Source organism: Clostridium guangxiense, from assembly GCF_021043395.1.
Taxonomy (GTDB): Bacteria; Bacillota; Clostridia; order Clostridiales; family Clostridiaceae; genus Clostridium_S; species Clostridium_S guangxiense.
This window is the reverse complement of record NZ_JAJNKE010000037.1, coordinates 1-25,969: the sequence shown is the minus strand read 5'-3', so window position 1 is coordinate 25,969 and position 25,969 is coordinate 1. Positions and strand designations below refer to the sequence as shown.

General features: G+C 30.9%; 23 protein-coding genes and 1 pseudogene. 20 read left to right on the top strand and 4 right to left on the bottom strand.

Annotation, left to right across the window (positions count from 1 at the left end; genetic code table 11):
* The first annotated feature begins 203 nt into the window (after window positions 1-203).
* The 16 genes from LQK79_RS16745 (at window position 204) to LQK79_RS16670 (ending at window position 19,959) form a co-directional block, all read left to right on the top strand.
* Window positions 204-1,832, top strand: a complete 1,629-nt coding sequence (locus LQK79_RS16745; RefSeq protein ID WP_053243240.1) for an ABC transporter substrate-binding protein — start codon at window positions 204-206, stop codon at window positions 1,830-1,832.
* A 250-nt stretch (window positions 1,833-2,082) separates the two neighbouring features.
* Window positions 2,083-3,249: a M20 metallopeptidase family protein gene (locus LQK79_RS16740; protein ID WP_231017252.1), complete on the top strand. Its 1,167-nt coding sequence runs from the start codon at window positions 2,083-2,085 to the stop codon at window positions 3,247-3,249.
* Window positions 3,250-3,505: 256 nt separating this feature from the next.
* Window positions 3,506-5,128, top strand: coding sequence for an ABC transporter substrate-binding protein (locus tag LQK79_RS16735; protein WP_231017251.1), 1,623 nt, complete (start codon window positions 3,506-3,508; stop codon window positions 5,126-5,128).
* Between the two features lie 222 nt (window positions 5,129-5,350).
* Window positions 5,351-6,967, top strand: coding sequence for an ABC transporter substrate-binding protein (locus LQK79_RS16730; RefSeq protein WP_231017250.1), 1,617 nt, complete (start codon window positions 5,351-5,353; stop codon window positions 6,965-6,967).
* A gap of 194 nt (window positions 6,968-7,161) precedes the next feature.
* Window positions 7,162-7,788, top strand: a complete 627-nt coding sequence (locus LQK79_RS16725; RefSeq protein WP_053243104.1) for a hypothetical protein — start codon at window positions 7,162-7,164, stop codon at window positions 7,786-7,788.
* Between the two features lie 184 nt (window positions 7,789-7,972).
* The gene (locus tag LQK79_RS16720) at window positions 7,973-8,938 is read left to right on the top strand and encodes a small ribosomal subunit Rsm22 family protein (RefSeq protein WP_053243103.1); all 966 of its coding nucleotides are present in this window, start codon (window positions 7,973-7,975) and stop codon (window positions 8,936-8,938) included.
* Between the two features lie 588 nt (window positions 8,939-9,526).
* Window positions 9,527-12,277 carry a sigma 54-interacting transcriptional regulator gene (locus LQK79_RS16715; protein WP_053243102.1) on the top strand — a complete coding sequence of 917 codons (2,751 nt, stop codon included), beginning with the start codon at window positions 9,527-9,529 and terminating at the stop codon, window positions 12,275-12,277.
* 81 nt (window positions 12,278-12,358) lie between these two features.
* Window positions 12,359-12,829, top strand: coding sequence for a PTS galactosamine transporter subunit IIB (gene agaB, locus LQK79_RS16710; RefSeq protein ID WP_053243101.1), 471 nt, complete (start codon window positions 12,359-12,361; stop codon window positions 12,827-12,829).
* A 15-nt stretch (window positions 12,830-12,844) separates the two neighbouring features.
* Window positions 12,845-13,648, top strand: coding sequence for a PTS galactosamine transporter subunit IIC (agaC, locus tag LQK79_RS16705; protein WP_053243100.1), 804 nt, complete (start codon window positions 12,845-12,847; stop codon window positions 13,646-13,648).
* Window positions 13,635-14,435 (top strand): PTS galactosamine transporter subunit IID, encoded by an 801-nt coding sequence (gene agaD, locus LQK79_RS16700; protein ID WP_053243099.1) that lies wholly within the window; start codon window positions 13,635-13,637, stop codon window positions 14,433-14,435. Before agaC ends, agaD begins: the two co-directional genes overlap by 14 nt.
* Window position 14,436: 1 nt before the next feature.
* Entirely contained in the window at window positions 14,437-14,874 is a 438-nt protein-coding gene (locus LQK79_RS16695; RefSeq protein ID WP_053243098.1) for a PTS sugar transporter subunit IIA, read from the top strand.
* A 711-nt stretch (window positions 14,875-15,585) separates the two neighbouring features.
* Window positions 15,586-16,311: a glucosamine-6-phosphate deaminase gene (gene nagB / locus LQK79_RS16690; protein WP_053240755.1), complete on the top strand. Its 726-nt coding sequence runs from the start codon at window positions 15,586-15,588 to the stop codon at window positions 16,309-16,311.
* 371 nt (window positions 16,312-16,682) lie between these two features.
* Window positions 16,683-17,099 (top strand): PTS sugar transporter subunit IIA, encoded by a 417-nt coding sequence (locus LQK79_RS16685; RefSeq protein ID WP_053240756.1) that lies wholly within the window; start codon window positions 16,683-16,685, stop codon window positions 17,097-17,099.
* A 20-nt stretch (window positions 17,100-17,119) separates the two neighbouring features.
* The gene (locus LQK79_RS16680) at window positions 17,120-17,587 is read left to right on the top strand and encodes a PTS sugar transporter subunit IIB (RefSeq protein WP_053240757.1); all 468 of its coding nucleotides are present in this window, start codon (window positions 17,120-17,122) and stop codon (window positions 17,585-17,587) included.
* A 17-nt stretch (window positions 17,588-17,604) separates the two neighbouring features.
* Complete coding sequence (locus LQK79_RS16675; RefSeq protein WP_231017249.1) at window positions 17,605-19,209, top strand: PTS system mannose/fructose/sorbose family transporter subunit IID; 1,605 nt, start codon at window positions 17,605-17,607, stop codon at window positions 19,207-19,209.
* Between the two features lie 27 nt (window positions 19,210-19,236).
* A complete protein-coding gene (locus LQK79_RS16670) occupies window positions 19,237-19,959 on the top strand; it encodes a galactosamine-6-phosphate isomerase (protein ID WP_053240760.1) in 723 nt (240 codons plus the stop codon).
* Window positions 19,960-20,116: 157 nt separating this feature from the next.
* On the opposite strand, the gene LQK79_RS16665 is transcribed toward LQK79_RS16670, so the two are convergent.
* Window positions 20,117-20,695: a TetR/AcrR family transcriptional regulator gene (locus LQK79_RS16665; protein ID WP_231017248.1), complete on the bottom strand. Its 579-nt coding sequence runs from the start codon at window positions 20,693-20,695 to the stop codon at window positions 20,117-20,119.
* 158 nt (window positions 20,696-20,853) lie between these two features.
* Here LQK79_RS16665 and LQK79_RS16660 point away from each other — a divergent pair, with 158 nt between their 5' ends.
* Together LQK79_RS16660 and LQK79_RS16655 are read left to right on the top strand one after the other, a co-directional pair.
* Window positions 20,854-22,044 carry a multidrug efflux MFS transporter gene (locus LQK79_RS16660; protein ID WP_231017247.1) on the top strand — a complete coding sequence of 397 codons (1,191 nt, stop codon included), beginning with the start codon at window positions 20,854-20,856 and terminating at the stop codon, window positions 22,042-22,044.
* A gap of 15 nt (window positions 22,045-22,059) precedes the next feature.
* A complete protein-coding gene (locus LQK79_RS16655; RefSeq protein ID WP_231017246.1) occupies window positions 22,060-22,650 on the top strand; it encodes a hydrolase in 591 nt (196 codons plus the stop codon).
* Here the strand turns inward: LQK79_RS16655 and LQK79_RS16650 are convergent.
* Together LQK79_RS16650 and LQK79_RS16645 are read right to left on the bottom strand one after the other, a co-directional pair.
* The gene (locus LQK79_RS16650; protein WP_231017245.1) at window positions 22,613-22,879 is read right to left on the bottom strand and encodes an ABC transporter substrate-binding protein; all 267 of its coding nucleotides are present in this window, start codon (window positions 22,877-22,879) and stop codon (window positions 22,613-22,615) included. The genes LQK79_RS16655 and LQK79_RS16650 overlap by 38 nt on opposite strands.
* Before the next feature lie 2 nt (window positions 22,880-22,881).
* Window positions 22,882-23,001: pseudogene (locus tag LQK79_RS16645) on the bottom strand (iron-enterobactin transporter ATP-binding protein); the annotation flags it as partial.
* Window positions 23,002-23,855: 854 nt separating this feature from the next.
* Between LQK79_RS16645 and LQK79_RS16640 the strand changes: the two are divergent.
* Window positions 23,856-24,242 (top strand): VOC family protein, encoded by a 387-nt coding sequence (locus LQK79_RS16640; protein ID WP_053240763.1) that lies wholly within the window; start codon window positions 23,856-23,858, stop codon window positions 24,240-24,242.
* A gap of 158 nt (window positions 24,243-24,400) precedes the next feature.
* Here LQK79_RS16640 and LQK79_RS16635 read toward each other — a convergent pair whose 3' ends face one another.
* Window positions 24,401-24,736: a rubredoxin-like domain-containing protein gene (locus LQK79_RS16635; RefSeq protein ID WP_053240761.1), complete on the bottom strand. Its 336-nt coding sequence runs from the start codon at window positions 24,734-24,736 to the stop codon at window positions 24,401-24,403.
* 367 nt (window positions 24,737-25,103) lie between these two features.
* Between LQK79_RS16635 and LQK79_RS16630 the strand changes: the two genes are divergently transcribed.
* Window positions 25,104-25,652 carry a GNAT family N-acetyltransferase gene (locus LQK79_RS16630; protein WP_053240764.1) on the top strand — a complete coding sequence of 183 codons (549 nt, stop codon included), beginning with the start codon at window positions 25,104-25,106 and terminating at the stop codon, window positions 25,650-25,652.
* Window positions 25,653-25,969: the final 317 nt, after the last annotated feature.

Below are 25,969 nucleotides of genomic sequence, written 5' to 3'. Positions count from 1 at the left end.
CAATAATGCAAATTTATGAATATCAACCATAATAAAAAATAAATTTATCAATAAAATACAAAATATATTGACAATATTATTTTTATAAAGTAATATTATTATAAAATATTAACGAAATAGATTAAAAAAATATAAAATTTATTTTTGTGCACTTGGGGCTCTGTGCATTTAAAAATATCTTAAAAAAATAGGGGGGGCTAATAATGAAATCAAGAATTTTAAAAACGCTGGTAATTGCAATAACTTGCACAGCTACTATTGGATTATCAGCATGTGGAAGCAGCGGAGGAAGTAGTGAAAGTAAAAAAACTACTAGTTCAGCAAAAAAAATAATAAACGTTGGCATAATGAATGCTCCAAGTGGATTTAATGCCATTGATTCTTCTGACGTAGCACAGAATGACATGACACAAATTCTATTTAAACCTCTTGTAGAGCTTGACAGCAGCTTTAAATTTGTATCATCACTTGCAGATTCTATTGAAACGACTGATAACAAGACTTTTACTGTAAAATTGAATAAGAAGGCGAAATGGACAGACGGAAAGCCAGTAACAGCAGATGACACCATGTTTACACTAGCACTTATAACAAATCCTAAAGTATCATCTACTATTGCATCTAAATTTAATATACTAGCAGGATTAAATGATGCAGGAAAAAATACAAATGGTACAGATAACTTTGACGGAGCAAAAAAAGTGGACGACCATACAATACAGATTATTACAAAAGATCACGTTGATAAGACAGTATTTGAAGATTTAGTTGGACAATATTTAAAAACTGTTCCCAAACATATACTTAAAGATGTACCAGTTGATCAAGTATTCAAAGCATCCTTCTTCCAGAATCCTACTGTAACAGATGGACCATTTAAACTTGTTACATATAAGAAAGATCAATATGTTCAAATGGCAGCAAACAAAGATTACTTTAGAGGAGCACCTAAACTTACTCAGCTTAATTTCAAAATAATGCAAGGAACTGAAATAACTGTACAGCTTCAAAGCGGCGAAATTGATATGAATGATCCTCAAATAGGTTTAATTCCTAACGATGATGTTGATAAGGTTAAAGCAATGAAAAATATTAAGGTTGAAATAGATAAGGTGTCAAGTGGTGTTCAAACATTACAGATAAATGTAAAGAGTATACCTGATGCAAAAGTAAGAAGAGCCATTTCTTACGCAATAAACAGGAAACAGATAATAAAGAACTTGCTAAAAGGAGCAGGAGAAGAGTTTATTGGAGCATACGCACCATCAAGCCAGTTCTTTGACAAGGATATCGATTATGCAAGCTATGATCCAGCGAAGGCAAAGGCTTTGTTAAAAGAAGCAAATTGGGATTCAAGCAAAGTATTAAAATTTAATGTTCCTGTTGGAAACACAGCTCGTGAGCAAGCAGCTAACGTTATAGCTCAAAACCTTCAAGATGTCGGAATAAAGGTTCAGATTCAAAAATATGACTTTGTTACAAGTTTAGCGCTTGGTAAGAAACATCAATTTGATTTATATATAGTTGGACTTACATCAGATCCAGTTAATCCTGATATTTCAGCATATATAGGTACTGGTCAGGCTTTAGACCTAAGTGGATATAGCAATCCAGAATTAGATGCTCTCCTTCAACAAGGAAAGACAACTGTAGATAAAACAAAACGTACTGAAATTTATAATAAAGTTCAAGAAATATATTCTACTGATTCACCAAGTCCAGGTGTTTATGCACCTCTTGGCGTAGGAGCTGTTAACAAGAGAGTAACATATGGCTCTCCAAAAGGAATAGGAATGTATGTAGATATTGAAAAATGGGATGTTTCAAAGTAACAGTATTTTGGAGTATTAAATAAAATCAATAAATCTAAGGGTGATATCTTTAAAATTCTAAGAAGTTTCAATAACTCACTATCGTTTAGCTAGATTAGAATTCCAAAGCCTTTTAAAGATATTATCCTGAGGTTTCTAAGATTTTATTTAAATGTTCCTTCAATACTGTTAATTTGCTTCAACGGATAAGATAAGAGAAAAATTGCTATACATAATTTTAATTAATTGTTAAATAAGGAGATATATTTATATGAACACATTAGATGAAGCAAAAAAGATTGAAAAATGGATAGTTGAAATAAGAAGAGATTTTCATATGAATCCAGAACCATCATTTAAGGAAATACGAACATGTAAAATTGTTAAAGAGAAGTTGATAGAGCTCGGAATAGAAGTAAGTTCAATTGGAAAGACAGGAATTTCGGGGATTCTCAAAGGAAAAAATCCTGGAAAAACAATAGCTCTTCGTGCAGATATGGATGCGCTTTCGGTTGCGGAAGAAACTAATCTTTCATTTAAATCTAAAAATCTAGGGTTTATGCATGCATGTGGGCATGATGCACATATGGCTATGCTTCTTGGGGCAGCTAAGATATTAACGAATATGAAAGATGAAATTGATGGAAATGTTAAATTTATTTTTCAGCCAGCAGAAGAAGCAAGTGGAGGGTCGACAACAATGATTGAAAATGGAGTGCTTGAAAACCCTAAGGTAGACATGATTTATGGAATGCATATATTTTCGCTTTTGGAATGTGGAAAAGCGGCAGTTATGGAAGGAAGTGTAATGTCTGCAGTGGATGCATGGGAACTTACTATAAAAGGTAAGTCTTGTCATGGATCAACTCCTTGGGATGGTCACGATGCAGTAATGTGTGCTGTGGCAGTAATAAGTGGACTTCAAACCATTGTAAGCAGGGTTAATGATGCTAGAAATCCCATAGGAATTAATGTTGGAACAATAAATGGCGGTGAAAGATCAAATGTAATTCCAGGTAAGGTTAAAATTACAGGCAGCAACAGAGCGTTTACACAAGAATCCCATGATATGCTTCCAACATGGATGGAAAAAATAATTAAAAGCACTTGTGAGGCATATGATTGCGAATATGATTTTATGTATAAAGTTGGGTGTGATGCAGTTACTAACCATAAGAATGCAGTTGAATTTGTAAGGGAATCTGTAAAAAAGGTTATGGGAGATGAAAATGTAGTAAAAATTCCACAAAGAATGTCTTCTGATGATTTTGGAATGTACCTTAAGAAAGTTCCTGGTATGTACATGTTTCTTGGAGCAGGAAATCAGAAAAAAGGTTGCTGCCATCCTCATCACTCAAATAATTTTATGATAGATGAAGACAGTCTTATAAAAGGAGCTGCATGTCATGCGCAGGTTGCTATTGATTTCCTTAAATAATAATATTTAAAATTGATAAAAATACAGCATATATAACTAAAAATTGTTAATTAATTGCGTTTGCTAATTTTTTATAAAAATCCACTTTAAAACGAAAAAGTTTTACATTTAACACTATAAAGTATAAAAAACAATAAAAATACGACAATTAAATTGACAAATGTGTTATATTAATATATTATTGTTAATATGATAATTAATAAGTGATTTATTAATTATATTAAAATATTGCAAATTATACAACGGGGGGCTAATAATGAGATCAAGAATTTTAAAAACATTAGTAATTGCAGTAACCTGCACTGCTACTATTGGGTTGTCAGCATGTGGAAGCAGTGGTGGGACAGGCAATAGTAAATCTGCTGGTTCAGCGAAAAAAATAGTAAATGTGGGGATAATGAATGCGCCAAGCGGATTTAACGCATTGGATTCTTCCGATGTAGCACAAAATGATATGACACAAATTTTATTTAAACCACTTGTAGAGCTTGATGGGGATTTTAAATTTCAGCCATCATTAGCTGATTCTATTGATACAACGGATAACAAGACTTTTACTGTAAAACTAAATAAAAAGGCAAAGTGGACGGACGGAAAGCCAGTAACAGCAGATGATACTATGTTTACACTTGGGCTTATAACAAATCCCAAAGTTGCTTCTACAATTGCATCTAAGTTCAATATATTAAAAGGCTTAGATGATTCTGGTAAAAACACTTCAGGACAGAATAGTTTTGAAGGAGCTAAAAAAATAGATGATCATACTATACAACTTGTTACAAAAGACAATGTTAATAAAGCAATATTTGAAGATATGGTTGGTCAATATTTAAAAACTGTTCCACAGCATGCGCTTAAGGATGTACCGTTAGATCAAATGTTTAAGGCATCATTCTTCCAGAATCCTACTGTGACAGATGGTCAATTTAAATTAGTTACATATAAAAAAGATCAATATGTTCAAATGGCAGCTAATAAAGATTATTTTAGAGGAGCACCTAAGCTTACACAACTTAACTTTAAAATAATGCAGGGAACTGAATTAACTGTACAACTTCAAAGTGGCGAAATTGATATGAACGATCCTCTTATAGGTACAATACCTAACGATGATATCGAAAAAGTTAAAGATATGAAAAATATTGATGTTATAAAAGAAAAGGCATCAGTTAATGCTCAAACTTTACAAATGAACGTAAAAACTATACCTGATGCTAAAGTAAGAAGAGCTATTTCTTATGCAATAAATAGAAAGCAAATAATAAAGAATATAATAAAGGGTGCGGCAGAAGAAATTATTGGAGTATATCCACCATCAAGTCAGTTCTTTGATAAGGATATAGATTATGCTAGCTATGACCCAGCAAAAGCAAAAGCTTTATTAAAAGAAGCAAATTGGGATTCAAACAAGGTATTGAAATTTAATGTTCCTATTGGAAATACCGGTCGTGAGCAGGCTGCAAATGTTATAGCTCAAAATCTTCAAGATGTAGGAATAAAAGTTCAAATTCAAAAATATGATTTTGTTACAAGTTTGTCTCTTGGTAAAAAGCATCAATTTGATTTATATATAGTTGGACTTCAAGTAGATCCTGTTAACCCAGATGTATCGGCATATATAGGTACAGGTCAAACTTTAGACTTAAGCGGATACAGTAATCCAACAGTAGATGCACTTTTACAACAAGGAAAAACAACTGTAGATTCTGCGAAGGTTACAGATATTTACAACAAAGTTCAAGAAGCATATAGTAATGATGCACCATCAATTGGGGTGTATGCACCACTTGGTATGGGAGCTGTTAATAAAAGAGTAGTAGGCGTAACTCCAAAATCAGTTGGAATGTACGTGGACATTGAAAAATGGGACGTAAAATAAAAAAATTAGAAACATTAAAAATAAGGTGTTAATAGTTTAAAAGGCTATTAATGCCTTATTTTTTTAAAATTAAATTTATTGGATGTAATATTCAATTTGTCGAAAATTTACCTAGAAAATTGACATATCTATCAAATTACAGTATTATAAGCAATAAGGTAGTTAACAAATAGTTAATTTTATTAAAAAATTTTTACAAATGAAACATTAGGGGGCAAAAAAATGAAAAAGAAACTTGTTAGAGCCGTAATTTTAGCTTTAGTATGTACTACTAGTTTGACTTTGTCAGCTTGTGGAAGTTCAAATGGTAGTGCTTCAAAAAGTGGAAATGCAAAGAAAGTCGTAAATATTGGTATAGTTAATGCACCAAGTGGATTTAATGCACTTGATTCATCAGACCAAAGCCAAAACAACATGACAGAAGTTTTATTTAAACCGCTTGTTGAGCTTTCAAATGATTTGAAATTCGTTCCAGGGCTTGCAGATTCAATAACTACAACAGATAACAAGACGTTTGCTGTAAAATTGAACAAAAATGCAAAGTGGACAGACGGAAAACCTGTAACAGCAGATGATGTTCTATTTACCTTAAACCTCATAACAAATCCTAAAGTTGCAGCTACAATTGCATCTAAATTCAATATGCTTGCTGGATTAAATGATGCAGGAAAGAACACAAATGGTACAGATGCTTTTGATGGGGCTAAAAAAGTGGACGACCATACTGTAAATTTGATAACTAAGCAGCCTGTTGATATAGTTGTATTTGAGGATTTAATAGGACAATATTTAAAAACAGTGCCAAAGCACATTTTAAAGGATACTCCACTTGACCAGATGTTTAAAGCAGCATTTTTTCAAAATCCTAATGTAACAGATGGGGCATTTAAACTTGTTACATATAAAAAAGATCAATATGTTCAAATGGCAGCTAATAAAGATTATTTTAGAGGAACACCTAAACTTTCACAACTTAACTTTAAAATAATGCAGGGAACTGAATTAACTGTACAACTTCAAAGTGGTGAAATTGATACAAATGATCCTTTGGTAGGTCAACTTCCAAATGACGATATTTCAAAGCTTAAAAGCTTGAAAAATATAGCAGTTACAAAAGGCGATCCTAGCGGAATACAGGTTATGGAAGTCAATGTTAATAGAATTTCTAACGCTAATGTAAGAAAAGCTATTTCATATGCGATAAATAGAAAACAAATAGTTGATAATTTACTTAAAGGTGCTGGAGAAGAAATTGTAGGACCTTATCCTAAATCAAGCAGTTTCTTTAATAAGGATTTAGATTATCCAACTTACGACCCAGCAAAAGCTAAAGAATTATTAAAAGCAGCAAATTGGGATTCAAGTAAGGTTTTAAAGCTTAACGTTCCTACTGGCAACACTGTTCGTGAACAATCTGCTAACGTAATAGCACAAAATCTTCAAGAAGTTGGTATTAAAACTCAAATTCAAAAATATGATTTTGTTACAGCTTTAAATCTTGCTAAAAAGCATGACTATGATTTATTCTTAGCTGGTTTTACTTTTGATCCTGTTAATCCAGATATAACAGCCTATATAGCAAGTGGTCAAATTCTTGACTTAAGTGCATACAGCAACAGTCAAATGGATTCAATTCTTGCACAAGGTAAAGTTACTGTAGATAAAGCAAAACGTACAGAAATTTATAACAAGGTTCAAGAGCTTTATGTGAATGATTCACCGGTAATTGGAACTTATGCACCAAGCAGCATGACTGCTGTTAATAAAAGATTAACATATGGTGGAGCAACAGCATTTGGAATGTATGCTAATCTTGAGAAGTGGGATGTTTCTAAGTAAGAGCCTTACTGAAACGATAAATAAATTTATAAATCTAAAAAGCCTAGTTGTTAGCCTTTTAACAACTAGGCTTTAAAGTTTTATTTAATATAATTTATTTTTGTAACTAAGGATACCGAATGAAAAAAAGGCTAATTATATAATTAGATTATGTTTTAAAAGAATATTGATAAAAATTTAAGGAGGCTAATCAAATGAGTGCATTTTTAGGTAAGATTCATTATTGGTTGTTTAATAAAATTCAGCTGCATGAAAAATTAATAGAAAATATAACAGAACTAGCTGAAAGAAATGGTTATAATAGCAAGGCTATGCTAAATGAGAGCTATTCTAAATATGGAACTCCTGTAACAGGTTCACTTGAGGACAATATAGAGCATGATAATATTCATGGATGGCTTCAGCAAAGAATAATAAGTGTAGAAAGCCGATTAGCATATATAGTAACTGAATTGTTAAGGAATAATGCTGTTAAAAAAGAAGATATTGCTGATATCTTTTATCAAAGTGGAGTAGATACGATGAAAAAACTTGAAATAAGCGGTGGCTCACCACAAGAACTTTTCAATTTAGTTTTTGATTATATGCTTGAAGGAATGCCATGCGATAGGGTAAATGAAATAATTGAAGATAATGAAAATGTTATCGCATGGAAAACTACAAGAGATCTCCATAAGGAATATTGGGATGAGGCTCATGGAGATGTTAATAATTTTAATTATTTTGTAGATTCGTGGATTAATGGATTTTTAAGTGCCAGTGATACAGGATACAAGTACTTTAGAGAAGAAAATGACATAAGTACAATAAAAAAACTGTAATTTTATAGATGAAATTATTTTAATAATTAAAAAATATGTAAGGAAAAATAACTCATATTAAAGCTGCATTAAATATGAGCTATTTTTGTTTTCAAAGAAAAGTTTTTGGCATTGTAGTTCACACAATCTAATTTCAAATGATATAATTATAAATATTTAAAAGCAAAGAAAGAGGTTAAAATAAATGGAATTACCTATTGAGCTTAAGCTAGCTATAGAAAATCAGCTTGTTGGCATTAAACATTCAAAGCTAGCGCAAGATGCACAAACACTTAGTAAAAAATATAGAACTGAAAGTGGTCATGGAAAGCGCCTTCTTACAGAAAGTAATGAAGCAGTAGCCTATTCAGTTGTAAGAATGCCAGCAACATATGGAGCAGTTTATTCGGCGCTTAAGTATACTTTAGATTTAGCTGATTGCAATATAGAATCATTATTAGATGTTGGAGCAGGAACAGGAGCTGCTTCGTGGGCTGCAGATTCTCTTATTGATTTAAAAAGTATTGTATGCTTAGAAAGAGAAAATGCAATGCGCGAGGTTGGTCAAAAAATGATGTCAGAAGGAAGCCAGTTTTTAAGAAGAGCAAAATGGATAGAGTATGATTTGACAAAGGCTGATATCACTGAAAAGGCTGATTTAGTTATTGCATCTTATGTACTAAATGAGCTAGATGACGATGAAAGAATGAAGGCAGCCTACAAGCTGTGGAAGGCAACTAATAAAATAACTTTGATTATAGAACCAGGAACTCCTGTAGGGTATTCACATTTAAAAAAGATACGTGAATATTTATTAGGAGAAGGAGCACATATAGTAGCACCATGTTCACATGAAAATAATTGTCCACTTGAACAGGATGATTGGTGCCATTTTACCTGTAGAGTACAAAGAAGTAAATTACATCGCCAATTAAAAGAAGGAGAAGTTCCTTATGAAGACGAAAAATTTGCATATTTGGCTATATCACGTGAGCCGTATAGAACTGCAGATGCACGTATCTTGAGGCATCCTATTACTGGAAAAGGTAGAATAACTCTTGATATTTGCAGCATAGATGGAATAAAAAAAGTAAACATTTTTAAAAGAGATGGTGATTTATATAAAAAGGCGCGAAAAGCACAGTGCGGAGATGAAATACTAATTAAATAAGTCTTTAAAGGGGCTGTCGCACTAAAAATTGTTAAATTATGATTTATAAATATTGAGAACAAATTTAAGTGAAGGGTTTTAACTTCACTTCGCTTGTTAAAAGACTAAGGTTTTCGTTATGCGAAAAGTGAAGGGTTTGACTTTGTTCTACTTGTCAAAGGTGAAGGGTTTTGCCACGGCAAAAGGTTAAGGAATATTTTTCTCCGTTTCTCTACGAAAAATAAATAATTTAAATAAGTTAAAGATTTTTCGTAGTAAAACGGAGGAAAATCAACCTTAATCTTTTACAGAAGGTAAAACCCTTCACTTTTTACGTGCACGGCATCGTAAAACCCTTAACTTACTATTATAGTTAGTTTGCGATATTTAACAATTGCGACTAAATATATTTTAGTGCGACATCCCCTTTATAAGCTTTTATACTTCTCATCAGTTATTTTCTGTGGATTACCTATTTATATTATTGAATAATAAGATTAGTAATGTTATTATGGTATAAATGATAAACTGAAAAATATAGAACGTTTTCATAATGATGATAGTAAAATTGAACCACGTATGAAAAAGTAACTGGAAGGTTGAAATGCAATGACTAATAAAGAAAATATTGTGAGAAGGTTAAGAGAATGTTCTCTTAAAATTGATGGACAAAAGGAATATGGAGTTACAGCAAAAAATATTGCTGATAGTTTAGGTATTCAAAGAAATATGGTTAGTCATCTTTTAAATGTCTTAAATAAAGAAGGAAAGGCAATAAAAATAAATACTAGACCTGTTTATTTTATAGATGCGGATGTATACAATAAGAGGAAAGGAGACTTAAAGTTAGTATCAAATTATTTAGATAATAAGAAAAGTGACTTTAAAGAAGGAAATACTAATGAAGTATTTAAAAAATTAATAGGATATAATGGAAGCTTAAAGTATGTGGTGGATCAGTGTAAATCAGCAGTTTTATATCCCCCAATGGGTCTTCCTATACTTCTTATTGGCAGTTCTGGGGTTGGAAAAAGCTTTCTTGCACAAATAATATATGAATTTGCAAAAGCATCAAACTCTATAGAAAACCCTGAAAGGTTTGTTATATTTAACTGTGCAGAATATGCCAATAATCCAGAACTTCTTTCAGCAACTCTATTTGGCTCAGTAAAAGGCGCTTATACTGGAGCTGAAAGGGATAGACCGGGACTTATAGAAGGAGCAGATGGAGGAGTACTATTTTTAGACGAGATACACAGACTGCCACCTGAAGGGCAAGAAAAATTATTTCTATTTCTGGATAAAGGTATTTTTAGAAGACTCGGAGAAGCAGGAAGATGGAGAAATGCCAAGGTAAGGATGATTTTTGCCACTACTGAAAGTCCAAAAGATAATTTTCTTCAAACCTTTTTAAGAAGAATACCTCTTATAGTTAATATACCTAATTTTCAAGAAAGACCTCTTAGTGAAAAACTTGAAATTATTCAAAGTATTTATAAAAAAGAAGCTATAAATATAAAGAAAGACATACTTGTAAGCAATAAAGTTGTAAACATTCTTCTAAAAAGCAAGAGTGGGGGAAATATAGGAGGGCTTATAAATGCAATAAAGCTAAGCTGTGCCAGTGCTCTTGAAAGCTCAAATTATAAAAGCATAAAGGTTCTTAAAATAAAAATAAATAATTTGCCAATTGATTTCATGGAAAACTTTGATGGAATTTTAAGTAATGTGAATTTTGCGGATATGTTTATATCCTGTTCTGGTACGGAGGATACCAATTATTTTAATAAAAGTTCCGGCAGCATATCAGATTTAACCTCAGAAATTTTAAAATTTGTAGAGGAGCTTAAAGAAAATGAAACTACGCAGGAAGAATTTTTTAGAAAGTGTTTAGATAACTTTAATAAGTTAGTTGATGAAATAATATTTAATGAAATTGATAAGAAGAGAAATGCAGTTATGTTCAATTCTATGAAAAAAATTACTGAAAATATTTTAATGTACATAGAATGTGAATATGGAATAAAATGTTTTGCCAATAGCTCAGAAATAATAACTTACATAATAATATATTTTATGGAATATTATAATGAAGATGAAGAAAATGTAGATGAACTAATAGATTATATGAGTATAAAATATCCAAAGGAATATAAAATAATAATAAAAATAATTGAAACTATTGAAGCGAACTTAGATATAGCCTTAAATAAAATATTAAATTTATATATGCTAGTTTATATTAAGTCTTTTAACCAAAAAAGAAGAAGTGACAGGACAAATGCAGTATTAATTGCACATGGATATTCAACAGCAAGCAGTATTGCAAGTGTTGCAAATAGAATGCTTGGGGAATATATTTTTGAGGCTTTTGATATGCCATTAGAGCTATCTAGTCCTGAAATTGTGGCTAAACTAAATTCTTACATAAGAGAAACCAATATTTCAAATGGTTTAATAATTTTAGTGGATATGGGCTCCCTAGAAGGAATACATAAAGGTATAACCAAGGAGTTTTATGGCGATCTTGCTATAATTAATAACATATCTACGCAGCTTGCACTAGACGTTGGAAATAGAATATTAAATTCAGAATCTGTTGAACAAATTGCAAAAGAGGCAGTTAAGGGTAATGTATCAAAATATAATTACATACCTTTAAGTAAAACTAGAAAAAATGCTATAATAACTACATGTCTTACAGGTATAGGAGCGGCTAAAAAAATTAAAGATTTGATGGATAAATGTCTTGCAAATAATGAAGTTGAAGTTATTGCCTATGACTATGAAAGTCTTAAGGGAAATGGAAAAGAAGGAAATATATTTAAGCAGTATGATGTGAGGCTTATAATTGGAACAAGCGATCCTAAAATAGAAGAAGTTCCATATATATCTATAGAAAATTTTATAATGAAAAAAGGAGAAGCTTTGCTGAAAAACGCCTTAAGAGATGTAGTGGATATTAAAATAATAGATAAGATTAATAGAGAAGTAGTAAAGCTATTTACACTTGAAAATGTAATTAATTATTTAACCATATTAAACCCTTCTAAGATAATAGATCAAGTGGAATGTGCCCTTTATAATCTTGAAATAGGAGTTTGTTTTAAGTTTCCTAATGATCTCAAGATAAGTTTATATATACACATATCTTGTATGATTGAAAGATTAGTAATAAAAGATCCTATTATGAATTACAATAAATCAGAAGAATTTCAAAAGTATCATATACACTTTATAGAATTAGTAAAAAAAGCCTTTAGTGTAATAGAACAGTTTTATAAAGTTGAGATACCAATATCGGAAATAGGATTTATTTATGACAGTATAAAAAACAAAGTCAATGATTTCAATCTCTAAACCATGCCAAATAGTTATGTACACTATTTGGCATGGTTTTTGCTTTTATTATTTATATAAAAAAATAAAGGGGGATAAATTATGAAACCAAATATCTTATTAGTTCGTATCGACAATAGACTTGTACATGGTCAGGTTGGAGTTACATGGACATCTTCACTTGGAGCTAACCTACTAGTTGTAGTGGATGATGAAGCTGCAAACCAGCCAGTTCAGCAGCAGTTAATGACAATGACAGCAGAAAGCTCTGGAGTAGGAATCAGATTTTTTACAGTAGAAAAAACTATAAATGTAATAGGAAAAGCAGCACCATCACAAAAAATATTTATAGTTTGTAAGACACCAGAAACAGTTAAAAAGCTTGTGGACGGCGGCGTTCCAATTGAAAAGGTTAACGTAGGAAATATGCACTTCTCAGAAGGAAAAAGAGCAATCACTAAAAAGGTATATGTAGATGACAAGGACTTAGAAAATTTAAAGTATATAAAATCAAAGGGCATAGATGTATATATACAAGATACACCTGGAGATATAAAGCACGATATTGAATAAAAGGGAGGAAAGGCAATGCATAGTATTACACTAATTCAAGGTATTTTACTATCTATTATGGCTATCATATGTGGATTTGATTTTTGGCTTGAAGGTTTATATATATTCAGACCAATAATAGTTTGTACATTATCAGGACTTATTTTAGGAGATCTCCATACAGGACTTCTTGCAGGTGCATTAACAGAATTAGCATTTGCAGGTTTAACACCAGTAGGAGGAACTCAGCCTCCAAACCCTATTTTGGCAGGTGTTATGACTACAGTTATAGCATATACAGCTAAACTGGATGTCAAAGCAGCAATTGGACTTGCGCTTCCATTTAGTTTTCTTATGCAGTATATAATATTATTCTACTATTCAGCTTTTTCAGTATTTATGGGAAAAGCACAAAAATATGCTGAAGATGCAGATACAAAAGCTTTTGCAAGGCTTAATATTTTAACTACTTTAATAGTTGGAATAACTTATGGAGTTTTGGTTTTTTTATGCGCATATGTTGCCCAAGAACCAATGAAAGCTTTAGTAGCTAGTATGCCTACATGGTTATCTCATGGTTTTGAAATAGCAGGAAACATTTTGCCAGCTGTTGGATTTGGTCTTTTATTAAAAGTAATGTTAAAAGTAGAATTTATTCCTTATTTAATAGTAGGTTTTGTAACAGCATCCTTTTTAAACTTTACAAATTTACTTCCAGTAGCACTTATTGGAATAGCTTTAGCACTATATCATTTCTTTAATGAAAAAAATGCTAGAGATAGAGATGAAGAATTAAAGAAAAACATGAAAGTTGGTGAAGATTACAGTGAAGGAATCTAATAAAAAATTAACTAAACAAGATATTACCAAACTGGGATTGAGAACAGTTTTACTTCAGGCAAGCTTCAACTATGAAAGAATGCAGGCCGGTGGTTGGACTTATGCACTGCTTCCATTTCTTAAAAAAATCTATGGAAATGACAAAGAAAAATTATCTCAAGCTATGAAAGATAACTTAGAATTTATAAATACTACACCTACTACAGTTGGCTTCTTAATGGGACTTATAATATCCCTAGAAGAAAATAATGAAGAAAGAAGTCTTATAAAGGGCTTAAGAGTAGCTTTATTTGGACCACTAGCTGGTATTGGAGATGCTATATTTTGGTTTACAGTACTTCCTATAGTGGCAGGTATTTCAGCATCGTTTGCAAGTCAAGGAAGTGTACTTGGCCCAATAATATTTTTCGCTTCATATGTATGTATTTTTGCATCACGTATTTTATGGACACGCCTTGGCTATAATTTAGGAGTTAAAGCAATTGATACCATACAGAAAAATTCAAAACTTATTTCTAAATCTGCTACAATACTTGGTGTAACAGTAATAGGAGCATTAATAGCTTCATATGTTCACATAGATGTTGTATATAAGGTGGCAATAAGTTCGGGACATTCAATTTCAATACAAAAGGATTTTCTTGATAAGATATTTCCTAATCTTCTTCCAATGGGATATACACTTTTAATGTTTTTCTTCTTAAAGAAAAAGAATATAAATCCAACAATACTTATTTTATTTACATTCATATGTGCAATTTTATTATCAGCTTTAGGGGTGCTATAAAATGGAAAATATCTTAGTTATAACAGGTCACGGTAGATATGCAACTATGGTAAGAGGGTCAATAGAATTTTTGGCTGGAGGAAATGAGGGAATAGAATATATAGATTTCACAGAAGATGATAACGATGTTACATTAAAGGAGAAAATGAAAAAAACCATGGATAGGCATAAAGAAGATACAGCTTTATTCATATGTGATATTTTAGGTGGAACTCCTTTTAAATGTGCAGCTGAACTCTCTATTGAAAATAAAAATATAGAAGTAATAGCAGGCTGTAATGTGGGCTCTATTATAGAAGCTATATTTCAAAAGGATAACATGAGTATATCAGAGCTTGCTGATTTCGTGGTGAATTCTAGCAAAAATTCTACAGGAAGATTCATTAAGAATTTAACTAGTAACAATTCTAATGATGAAGAAGATACCATAGGTATTTAAAAAATATTGCGAAGCAATACTGCTTTGCAACATTAAAAAAATTCTATAAATCTAATGTAAAAAAATCATAAAATACTAAGATATTTCAATAACTCGCTATAGCTCAGACAGATTGAAATATCTAAGTATTTTATGATTCTTTTACCAAGATTTATTAGAATTTTTTTAAATCGTTTCTTCAGCAGTATTGCTTCGCCTTCACAGTAGTACAAGGAAAAAATTCCTCCGTACCTACGGAATTTTAGGCATTAATCTTTGTAATTAATTAAATTTTTATACAATATATTGCCATTAATTTCTATTGATTAACCATGTTTACAGTAAATTTTTCGTAGGGAAACGGAGAAAAAGTTACCTTGTATTTCCTGGTTAGCGAAGTAACAGTATTGAAGAGATGATTTAAATGAAAGCTAATAAATCTTAGGTGATGATTGTTAAAAGGCTTAGAAATTTCAATCTGTTTGAGCCACAGGCGAGTAAACATACACGAGGTTTGGGCTAATATATATATGCGTAATACAAGTTAAAGAAGGATAATGGGATTACATCCCAAACTCCGTATATGATCGTTATCCTTCTAGAGCCTAAAGCAAGCACTCTCTTAAAATTTTTATAGCTTTAATTTAACATCTCAAGATATTGTTACTTCGCAATATTTATATAATCCGGCAGTCCTGTACTTTGCAATTAATATATTAGGAGGTGTGCTTAATGAGAATAGTTATAGTTAAGGATTATGATGAGATGAGTAGTAAAGCTGCAAGGAGTTTATCAAGTCAAGTTACTTTAAAACCAGATAGTGTTTTAGGGCTCGCGACTGGCAGCACCCCTATAGGGACATATAAAGAATTAATTAACTTATATAATAAAAGGGAAATTGACTTTAAAAGCATTAAGACTTTTAATTTAGACGAATATTACGGAATAGATAAAAATAATGAGCAAAGTTATCATTATTTTATGATGAATAATTTATTTAAACACATAAATGTACCTCTAGAAAATGTGAATATTGCTAATGGAAATGCAAAGAATATAGAGGAGGAATGTGTTAGATACGAAAGTGCAATTAAAAAAGAGGGAGGAATAGATATCCAAATTCTTGGAATAGGAGCCAATGGTCATATCGGTTTTAATGAGCCAAATGTAAACTTTGAAACTAGAACTCATCTTGTTACACTAGATGAGAGGACAATAGAGGCAAATTCGAGGTTTTTTAAAGGTAAAGATAGTGTACCTAAAAAAGCAATAAGTATGGGAATAAAAACTATCATGGATTCAAGAAGAATTTTGCTTATAGCAAGTGGAGAGGAAAAAGCTGAAGCAGTGGAAAAAACTATTAAAGGAAAAGTAGATCCGAAGGTACCGGCTTCAATTCTTCAGCTTCATAAAGATGTTACATTTATTATTGATAAGGCAGCGGCAAGTAGACTTTAGATTATGAGTGATTAGGCATGTGGAATACTAAAAAGATTTACAATTATTCATAGTAGATTTAATATATATACAGTGAAATTAATATATGAATTGGTTTCACTATGACAGTTTACTTATAATTTATATAGTGAAACTAGCTAACTACAAACTATATATGCACCATAATGCCTTGAAAATTGGTATTTTGGTACATATATAGTTTAAGTTTCGCAGTAGTTTCACTATAGATAAACCGTTTCAACTATTGAAATTCATGTGCACCATAATGACCAGAAGACGGCATTTTGGTACAAATAAATTTCAAGTCTCAGGGTGGTTTATCTTTATTAATTGACTTAATTTAAACTCGATAAATAGGAGTGTATTAAAATATGATTGGAATAATTGCAATATCTCACGGTCCATATGCAAAGTCACTGATAGAATCAGTAGAAATGGTTTATGGAAAGCAGGAAAAAGTTAAGGCTATTTGTCTTGGACAAGATGAAAGCTTAGAAAGCTTGCAAATTAAAATAAATGATGCGGTTAAATCTTTAGGTTTAGAAAAAATACTTATCATTGTAGATTTATTAGGAGGTACACCTTACAATGCGACCTCAATGCAGCTAAATGATCCCAATATAAATGTTATCACAGGCTTAAATATGCCTATGCTTTTACACGTTTTACCGCATATAAATGAAAGTTTAGAGGAAGTTTCTAAAATAGCTATAGAAAGTGGTAAAAACGGTATTGTAAATGTAAGTGAGAAATTTAGATCCTTGAATGAAGCTAAAGGCAAAATTTAAGGAATAGGGAGAGGATAAGTTTGCTAAAAATAGTAAGACTAGATGATAGATTAGTGCACGGACTTATTATAAATAATTGGTGTACTATTGAGAATATAACTGAAATAATGGTAGTTGATAAAGAAGCAGCTAATAATGAAATGAGGAAAACTGTCATTGAAATGTCTACACCTGAAAATATAAAGGTGCTATTTTGCGATGCTGATAGTGCACTTGAAATTTATGAAGAAGAAGCTGAATATGAGGATTTAATGATGATTTTTGGAAATCCTTTTGAATTACTTCAATTTATAGATAAAGGTGGCGTATTAAAAAGTGTGAATATAGGAGGAATGTCTTTCAAAAAAGGAAGTAGGCGATTAAGTACTTCAGTCTATGCAGATGAAATGGAAATTGATGCCCTAAAAAAGATAACAGACAAGAATATCTTGCTTGAAATAAGAATATTACCTACGGATCTAAGTACAAATTTACTAAAGTATATTTAGTCAGAGGAGAGGGTGTAATGTCTACCTTACAAGCGATTCTTTTATTTATATTTTCCTCTATTTCTGGCATCGATTCTTCATGCGAAGAGTTTCAAACGCATAGACCATTAATCGCAGGTACATTAACAGGAATTGCTCTTGGAAATTTAAAGGTAGGGGTTATGGCTGGTGCCTCTATGGAATTTATTGCCTTAGGATGGATGACCATAGGTGCTGCAGTACCTCCAGATCCAGCTCTTGCAGGAATAACTATTGCAATACTTGAAATACTAGGAAAACAAAATGCAGGAGTGGCAATAAGCATAGCAATTCCATTAGCAGTAGCAGGCCAGTTTTTACAGATAATTGAGAAGGGTACCATTGATATTGCTCTAATGCATTTTGCGGAAATAGGAGTAGAAAAGGGAAAATTCTCAAGAGTCACAACAGCACATCTTTTAGCAGCAATTCCAAGTGCTTTAAGAGTAGCTATTCCAGCCTTAATTATAGGATATTTTGCAGACGCATCTTTGGTACAGCAGCTTTTAAATGCAATTCCAAAACAAATTACTTTAGGTTTACAAATTTCATCGGGATTTTTAGTTATTGTTGGATATGCCATGATTTTAAATCTCTTAAATGTCAAAGAATTGCTTCCATTCTTTTTTATAGGTTTCATAATAATAACTTTTTCAGATGTAACTATATTTGCATTAACACTAATAGCAATAAGTTTTGCTGTAATTTACTATCATATAACCTCTTTAATTCTAAAAGAAGATAAGAGAAGAATAAAAAAAACCGAAATTTCAAACCAAATTAGTGAAAACAGTATTAAAGTATCCAAAAAGGATTTAATAAAGGTATTTTTAAGAACTCAAGTTTTTCAAATATCTTGGAATTATGAAAGGCTTCAAAACTTGTGTTATTGTTTTTGCATTATGCCTGTATTAAAAAAATTATATAAAAAAGAAGAGGAGCTTAAACCTGCAGTAATGGCTAATATGGAATATTACAATTCGCATCCATTTTTTGTTTCTATTATATTGGGTGTGAATATTGCAATGGAAGAGGTAAGAGCTAGAGGGGAAAAGTTAGATGAAAGAGACATAGCACAGGTTAAGATTGCTTTAATGGGACCACTTGCCGGTATTGGTGATCCTATATTTTGGGGTACCATAAGACCAATTTTAGCAGCAATTGGGGCTGGAATATCAATTAAAGGAGATGTGTCTGGAGCTATAATATTTTTTTTGTCAATAAATGTAATTAGATTATTTATAAGATATAATTTTTTGATGTTTTCCTATAAAAAAGGTGTAAACACTATAACAAATATAAAGAGTTTTATGCCGAGGCTTAAAAATATAATGACTGTATTAGCCTATACAATTATAGGTGGACTTGTGGCTAAGCTTACTAAGATTAATATTATAGTTACAATGTATAGTTATTTAAAGGATGGAAAATTCATAAAGGTTACGGCTCAGCAGCAGTTAGATGCTATAATGCCTAATCTTGTGCCTTTAATTATGACTTTTATAATATGTTGGCTTCTAAAGAAAAAGGTTTCTCCATTAGTCTGCATGCTTATACTTATGATACTTGGAATAGCAGGATATAGTTTCGGTATGTTAGGGTAATAAAAATAATTATTAGGGGGAATTAATTTGAAAAAAGGTATTGAAGTTGTTGAAGCAGAAAATTACAAAAAACTTAGTGAGATAAGTGCAGAAGCTATGCTTGAGTGCTTAAAAGAGAAGCCAGATGCGTTATTTTGCATAGCATCTGGGGGATCTCCTACTCTTGCTTACAAGCTTTTTGTAGAAAAAGCTCATAAAAAAAATGTTGATGTTACAAAATTAAGAATAATAAAACTAGATGATTGGTTTGGAGTAAGAGGAGAGGACCCTTGTACCAGTGAAGCTTATGTAAGAAAGAATTTTTTAGAACCGCTAAATATTCCTGCTGAGAACTATATAGGCTTTAATAGCGGCGCAGAAGATGGAGAAAAAGAGTGCCAAAGAATTAATGAATTTCTAAAAGAATATGGTCCTATTGATTTATGCATACTTGGTCTGGGTAAAAATGGACATCTTGGTTTAAATGAACCAGGGGGATATCTTGAACCTTTTTCTCACATAGTAAAGCTAGATAAGAAAACAAAAACTCACGATATGTTAAAGGCTACTAAGGCATCAATAAATTATGGGATTACTATTGGTCTTTCTCAAATTATGGCTTCTGAAAAGATTTTATTTATAGTAGCAGGAGATGAAAAAACTGAAGCTTTTAATGGATTCTTAGAAAAGAAGGTAAGATGCAGTTTACCAGCTTCGATTTTATGGCTTCATCCAAATACTTTATGTGTTTTTGAAAGTAGATGCAAGTAGTGGTAGACATTATAAGATGTATGAAAGATTAAAAATATTATTACTAAGAACTTAAAGTGTTTGTTTCAATAAAATATATTTATGCTTCAAAAAATTAAAAAATAATCTGTACTGTTTATAAAGGTAATACAGTAAATTATCTTTGCAGCGGTACAGGCTATTTCTTTTTTTTGTCGCTGTTTTTTGAAATTAATAAAATAAAATCTTCAATCATCAATTTAAAACTGTCTTCTAAATCTGCTTTACCTTGAAAATACCCAAAAGAACTTAGGGAAACAAAACCGTGCAAAAGACTCCTTAATGCGCGATTTTTATGGATTAATTCGGTTTTATCTTTGACATAAAAGTTTAGAATTTGATTAATAATATCAGTAGTTTGTTTTGCTAAAAGATAGATTTCTTCATTTTTTGTACTTTTTATATTTAAAAATAATTCGTAAGCAGTTTTGTTTTCAAAGGCAAAATCTCTATAGGCAAAAGCGAATTCTCTTATGGCAGCTTCACCACTTTTACCAATTAATCTTTGCATTATTTGTAAATTTAACTTATTCAAAAAGTATATTGTCATTTTGATTTTAAGATCATCCATATTGTTGAAATGATTATATAAAGATGGGTACTTTATGCCAAGTTTTTCTGCGATTTTTTGGAAGGTGACTTGATCAAGACCTATTTCATCAGCCAATGAAAAAGTAACTTGTATAATTTTTTCTTTAGTTAGATTTCTTTTTTGCATTCGTATATCACTCCTTGCAACCTTGCTTTAAAGATAGTTTAACATTATAAGACGTGTTTATCAAACTATAATTTGTAGTTTACAAACTATAGTTTGTAGTTTATAATTATATTATGAAATATATTGCAATATAATTTATATAAGAAAGGAGACAGCTTATGAATTTGTGGAAAAGAAATCTAATAGTTTGTTGGTTTGGAATGTTTGTAACTGGCATCGGAATGAGTCAGCTTGCACCAATATTACCGCTTTATATAAAGCAGCTGGGAGTTAATAATACGGCTTCAATTGCTCAATATTCTGGAATTGCTTTTGGCATCACATATGTTATTTCTGCTATTTTTTCACCAATTTGGGGTCAGGCTGCTGATAAATTTGGAAGAAAGCCAATGCTGCTTAGGGCAAGTCTGGGGATGGCAGTAGTTGTAGGAGCCATGGGTTTTGCACATAATGTATATGTACTTATAGGCCTGAGATTATTGCAAGGGACTATTACTGGCTACAGTACAGCTTGCACAACATTGATTGCAACTCAAACGGATGTGGAACATGCAGGGTATGCGTTAGGTACGCTTTCAACTGCAAATATTGCAGGCTCTTTACTTGGACCAACCATTGGTGGTTTTATAGAGGAGAGATTAGGGTTACAAAGTGTATTTTTTATAACAGGAGGATTGCTTTTGATTGCATTTATTACAACAGCTTTATTTGTGAAGGAACATTTTAAAAGAGAAGATAAAAAAACACTTAGCATTAAAGAAGTATGGAATGATGTTCCTGAAAAAAGTTTAACTCTTACAATGTTTGTCACTTTCTTTATATTGATGGTAGCATTATATTCAGTTGAACCAATAGTTACAGTATATGTAAAACAATTATCATTAAATAGTAGTCATATTGCTTTACTAGCTGGAATAACTTTTTCAGCTTCGGGATTAGCAAATATTATTGCTGCTCCAAGGCTTGGTAGGTTATCTGATAAAATAGGAGCTCATAAAGTTATATTGGCTGCTCTTGTAGTAGCAGGAATTGTTTTTATACCTCAAGCTTTTGTAAAAAATGTCTGGCAACTAATGATACTTCGATTTATATTAGGATTAACAACTGGTGGACTAAATCCTTCTGTTAATATTATTGTAAAAAAAATTACACCACCTTCTCTTACAGGTAGAATTTTTGGCTTTAATATGTCAGCAGGATATTTAGGTGCGTTTGGAGGTGCTGTATTAGGGGGACAAATAGCTGCTTATTTTGGAATTAGATATGTATTTTTTATTACCAGTGCATTGCTGATAATAAATGCTGTATGGGTTTATTTTAAAGTATACAAAAGATTAATAATCAATTGATGAGGAGGAGAAAAAATGGAAAATTCAAAATTAATAGGAACCGAATTTATTAAGGCAGAAAGGACAGCACTTGTAGTTATAGATTTGCAGAATGGAATTGTAAATAGTGAACGTTCACCTTATACTAGTGCTGAAGTAATTAAAAACGCTAGCAGGTTAGTTGATGCATTTTCAGATAAGGGAGCTTTTGTGGTTCTTGTAAGAGTTTCTTCTGCAGATGGAAAGGATATGCTAAGACCAAGTGTAGATTTGAAACGCAATTTAATAAAATTTTTAAAAGGCTGGGATGATTATGTGCCAGAAATAGCAAGTGGAAAAAAGTTTTATGCTATTACAAAAAGGCAGTGGGGAGCTTTCTATGGAACTGATCTTGATCTGCAGCTTAGACGCAGAGGAATTGATACTATTGCATTATGTGGTATTTCTACAGGAATTGGTGTTGATACTACAGCAAGAGAAGCTTATGAGAGAGGTTATAATCAAATTTTTATTGAAGATGCAATGACAGCTTCAACGAAGGAAGAGCATGATTATGTTTGTAAATACATTTTCCCTAGAATAGGTAAGATCAGAACAAGCGAAGAAGTAATTTCATCATTAAAATAGTTGACACACCAACAATGTTACCTACAAGAGCCATAACATGCCCTGATATAGCAGAATTTAAAACGACAATACGTTTTGGCTTGGACGGTACTTTGACAGGACCATTTTCGGCTTGATATGCAATTGTTTGAACTTTATCATCTATATTGACTGATTTGCCTTCTTGTTTGCCACAAGCGCTAGTAATTATTATAAGTATTAGGACACTTGGAATTAATATTTTTTTCATTGCTTCTCTACATTTAGTTTTTGTAAAAGTTCTAAGACTTCTAATTGATGAGCCATATCTAAGTAAGTAGTAGGCTCATCAAGAAAAATAATATCTGTCTCTTGAGCTAAGGCCATTACAATCTATTATTGTAGTGATTTTTTTATCAGGAAGTTCTGCACTAAGATTTTTAACAATTAAATTATTATTATCAATAAATAAAAATAATTAAGGACTTACCCCATAAATTAAATATAGTATAATTATAATAGGTTATTTAGTATAACATGTATATTAGAATATCTTGATAATGGAGAAAAAGTTATAATACACAAAAGACTTATTGTTATTCTTTAAAACTATATTTTGAATATCTAAATGAAATTGATGTAGATTATAGGAAAGTTAATATAAACATTCTTTCTGACCTTGTTGGATGGCTTAGAAATCAGTTTGGGAATATTAAAACTATTGGAATAACTCCTACTAAGGCTAAAAGAACTGAGAAAACAGTAGATCTAACAATAACAGTTGTAACTAATTTTTATGACTACTTATTTAGAATAGAAGAAATAGATAACGATATGATTGAAAAACTTATGAAGCAAGTATTTACAGGTGGTCATACTTCATATAAAGATTTTTTATATCATGTTAATAAAGACAAGCCTTCAAATAGAAATATTTTAAAAATTAAAGAACCTCGAAGAAAAATAAAAGTTTTAGATTACAATAATCCAAAGTTCCTACGCCATTTCAAGTTAAAAGAGAAATGGATGAAAATAATAAAGATGCTATTATCGCAAGTTTAAAGAGAAGAATTAAAAAATTAGAAGAAGAAAATAAAGAACTTAAAGAACAAGTTAAGATAAATTATGCAGATATATAAACAAATATAATTTTATAGAAAATAATGGTATAATTTATACATGAATTGTTTCGTACTCGTAAATTAAAGCGAATTATATGTTAAATTAAGAAAGGGGAAGAATATATGATGAAAGCACAGATTAATCTTATTACGATTTGGACAAATAATATAGATAAAATGAAAAATTTCTATAATCAAGTTCTAGGATTTAGAATTGAAAATGACCTTGGTAATTATGTTGAATTTGAAAACGATGGAGCAAGGTTTGCTATTTGTATGAGAGATGTTATGTATGTGTATAGTAGCGAATATAGGAAAGAGTCATTTGGACAGGGCTTTGAACTTGCTTTCCCATGTGAAAATCCTAATGATGTTGATGAATCATTTAAGGAGCTAATCTCTAAAGGAGCAGCTTCTGTTCATGAACCACAAGATATGCCTTGGAATCAAAGAACAGCACTATTTGCTGATCCAGATGGAAATATACATGAAATTTTTGCGGAAATTAAATAATACGTAGTTTTCTTTTATTACGAAACAAAACCAGCAAATTATTTGCTGGTTTTTATATTGCTTACAAATTATACATATATAGTTTGTATAAAAAAAGTAATATTAATATTTTTTTAAATTAGGTCTTGATAAACATAAAAGTAAGTCTTTAATTATTATCACCATTTACCTAATTTCATATGTCCAGCTAACTCTGTTTTTGATCTTTGCTTTATTATCCAAGCCTCATCCTTTGCTTGCTTAAAGGCAGCTACACATTTTGGATCTAAATTGTCTTTAATGCCTTCTTGGCTTAAAGCTATTATTTTTGCAGCTAAAGCTATAATTTCCATGTGTATATCATTTGTTCTGTCAGAACGATATATCTTTTCTGCATCTTCACTGCTAAGTTCTTCAAATTTGTCTGCGCCAACTCCACATTTTGGGCACTTTTCTGGAGCGGCATCTCCTTCATATATATAACCACAAACACTACATTTAAATAATTTTTTCATATTCTTTCACTCCTATTTAATTTAGTAAGTAATTTTTCTTTATATTCAATATCTAGGGGGATATATTTTTCATTTGTGTTCTTTATGTTTATATTATAATACAGTATAAATAAATAATCAATACTATTTATTAAATAATAATTACTATTTAATAGGCAAATGAAAATATAAAGTATTTTCATTTATAAATTAGGCTATATTTTAAAAGAAGGCTGATAAAAATTTAGGTTATTAACAGAAAATAAGGAATTGCTAGTTTATGATTTACTATTTGTTTAAGATAAAGCTATAAATTAAAAATGAGGTTGTCTTTAGTAGATTCCTAATGATATTATTAATGAATAACGTTGACGGAGTTGATATAAATATGAATTTAATTATTGAATTAGGAAAAGTAAGTGATATTGATGAATTAGAACAGCTTTATAATGATTTGAATGATCATTTAGCAAGAGAGATAAATTATCCTGGGTGGATGAAAGGGGTATATCCTGTTAGGCAAAATGCGATTGATGGAATTGAAGCTGGCAATCTTTATGTAGCAAAGGATAATGGAAAAATAGTTGGTTCTCTTATTTTAAGCCATAAACCTGAACCTGCATATTATAACGCCAAATGGGGTTTTGAAACTGACTATTCCGATGTTTTTGTTGTTTACACATTTGCAGTGCATCCAAGCTTTTTAAAATGCGGTGTAGGAAAAGCTTTAATGGATTTTTCTTTTGAACACGGTATTAAATTTCACGCTAAATCTATTCGATTGGATGTTTATGAAAAAAATATGCCTGCCATTAAATTATATGAAAAGTGTGGTTTTAAATATGTTGACACAGTTGATTTAGGGCTTGGAAACTACGGACTTGATTGGTTTAAATTATATGAAAAGAAGCTGAGTAATGAATTCTTGGAACATTAAATAAGAGGGTCTGTCTGTTGAATTAACAATCATCACCTAAGATTTATTAGCTTTCATTTGAATCATCTCTTCAATACTGTTACTTCGCTAAACCGGAAATACAAGGTGAATTTTTCTCCGGTTTCCTACGAAAAATGCGCTGTAAGTATGGTTAATCAATAGAAATTAATGGCAATATAATATATTGTACAAAAATTTAATTAATTACAAAGATTAATGCCTAAAATTCCGTAGGTACGAAGGAATTTTTTCCTTGTACTACTGTGAAGGCGAAGCAATACTGCTGAAGAAACGATTTAAAAAAATTCTAATAAATC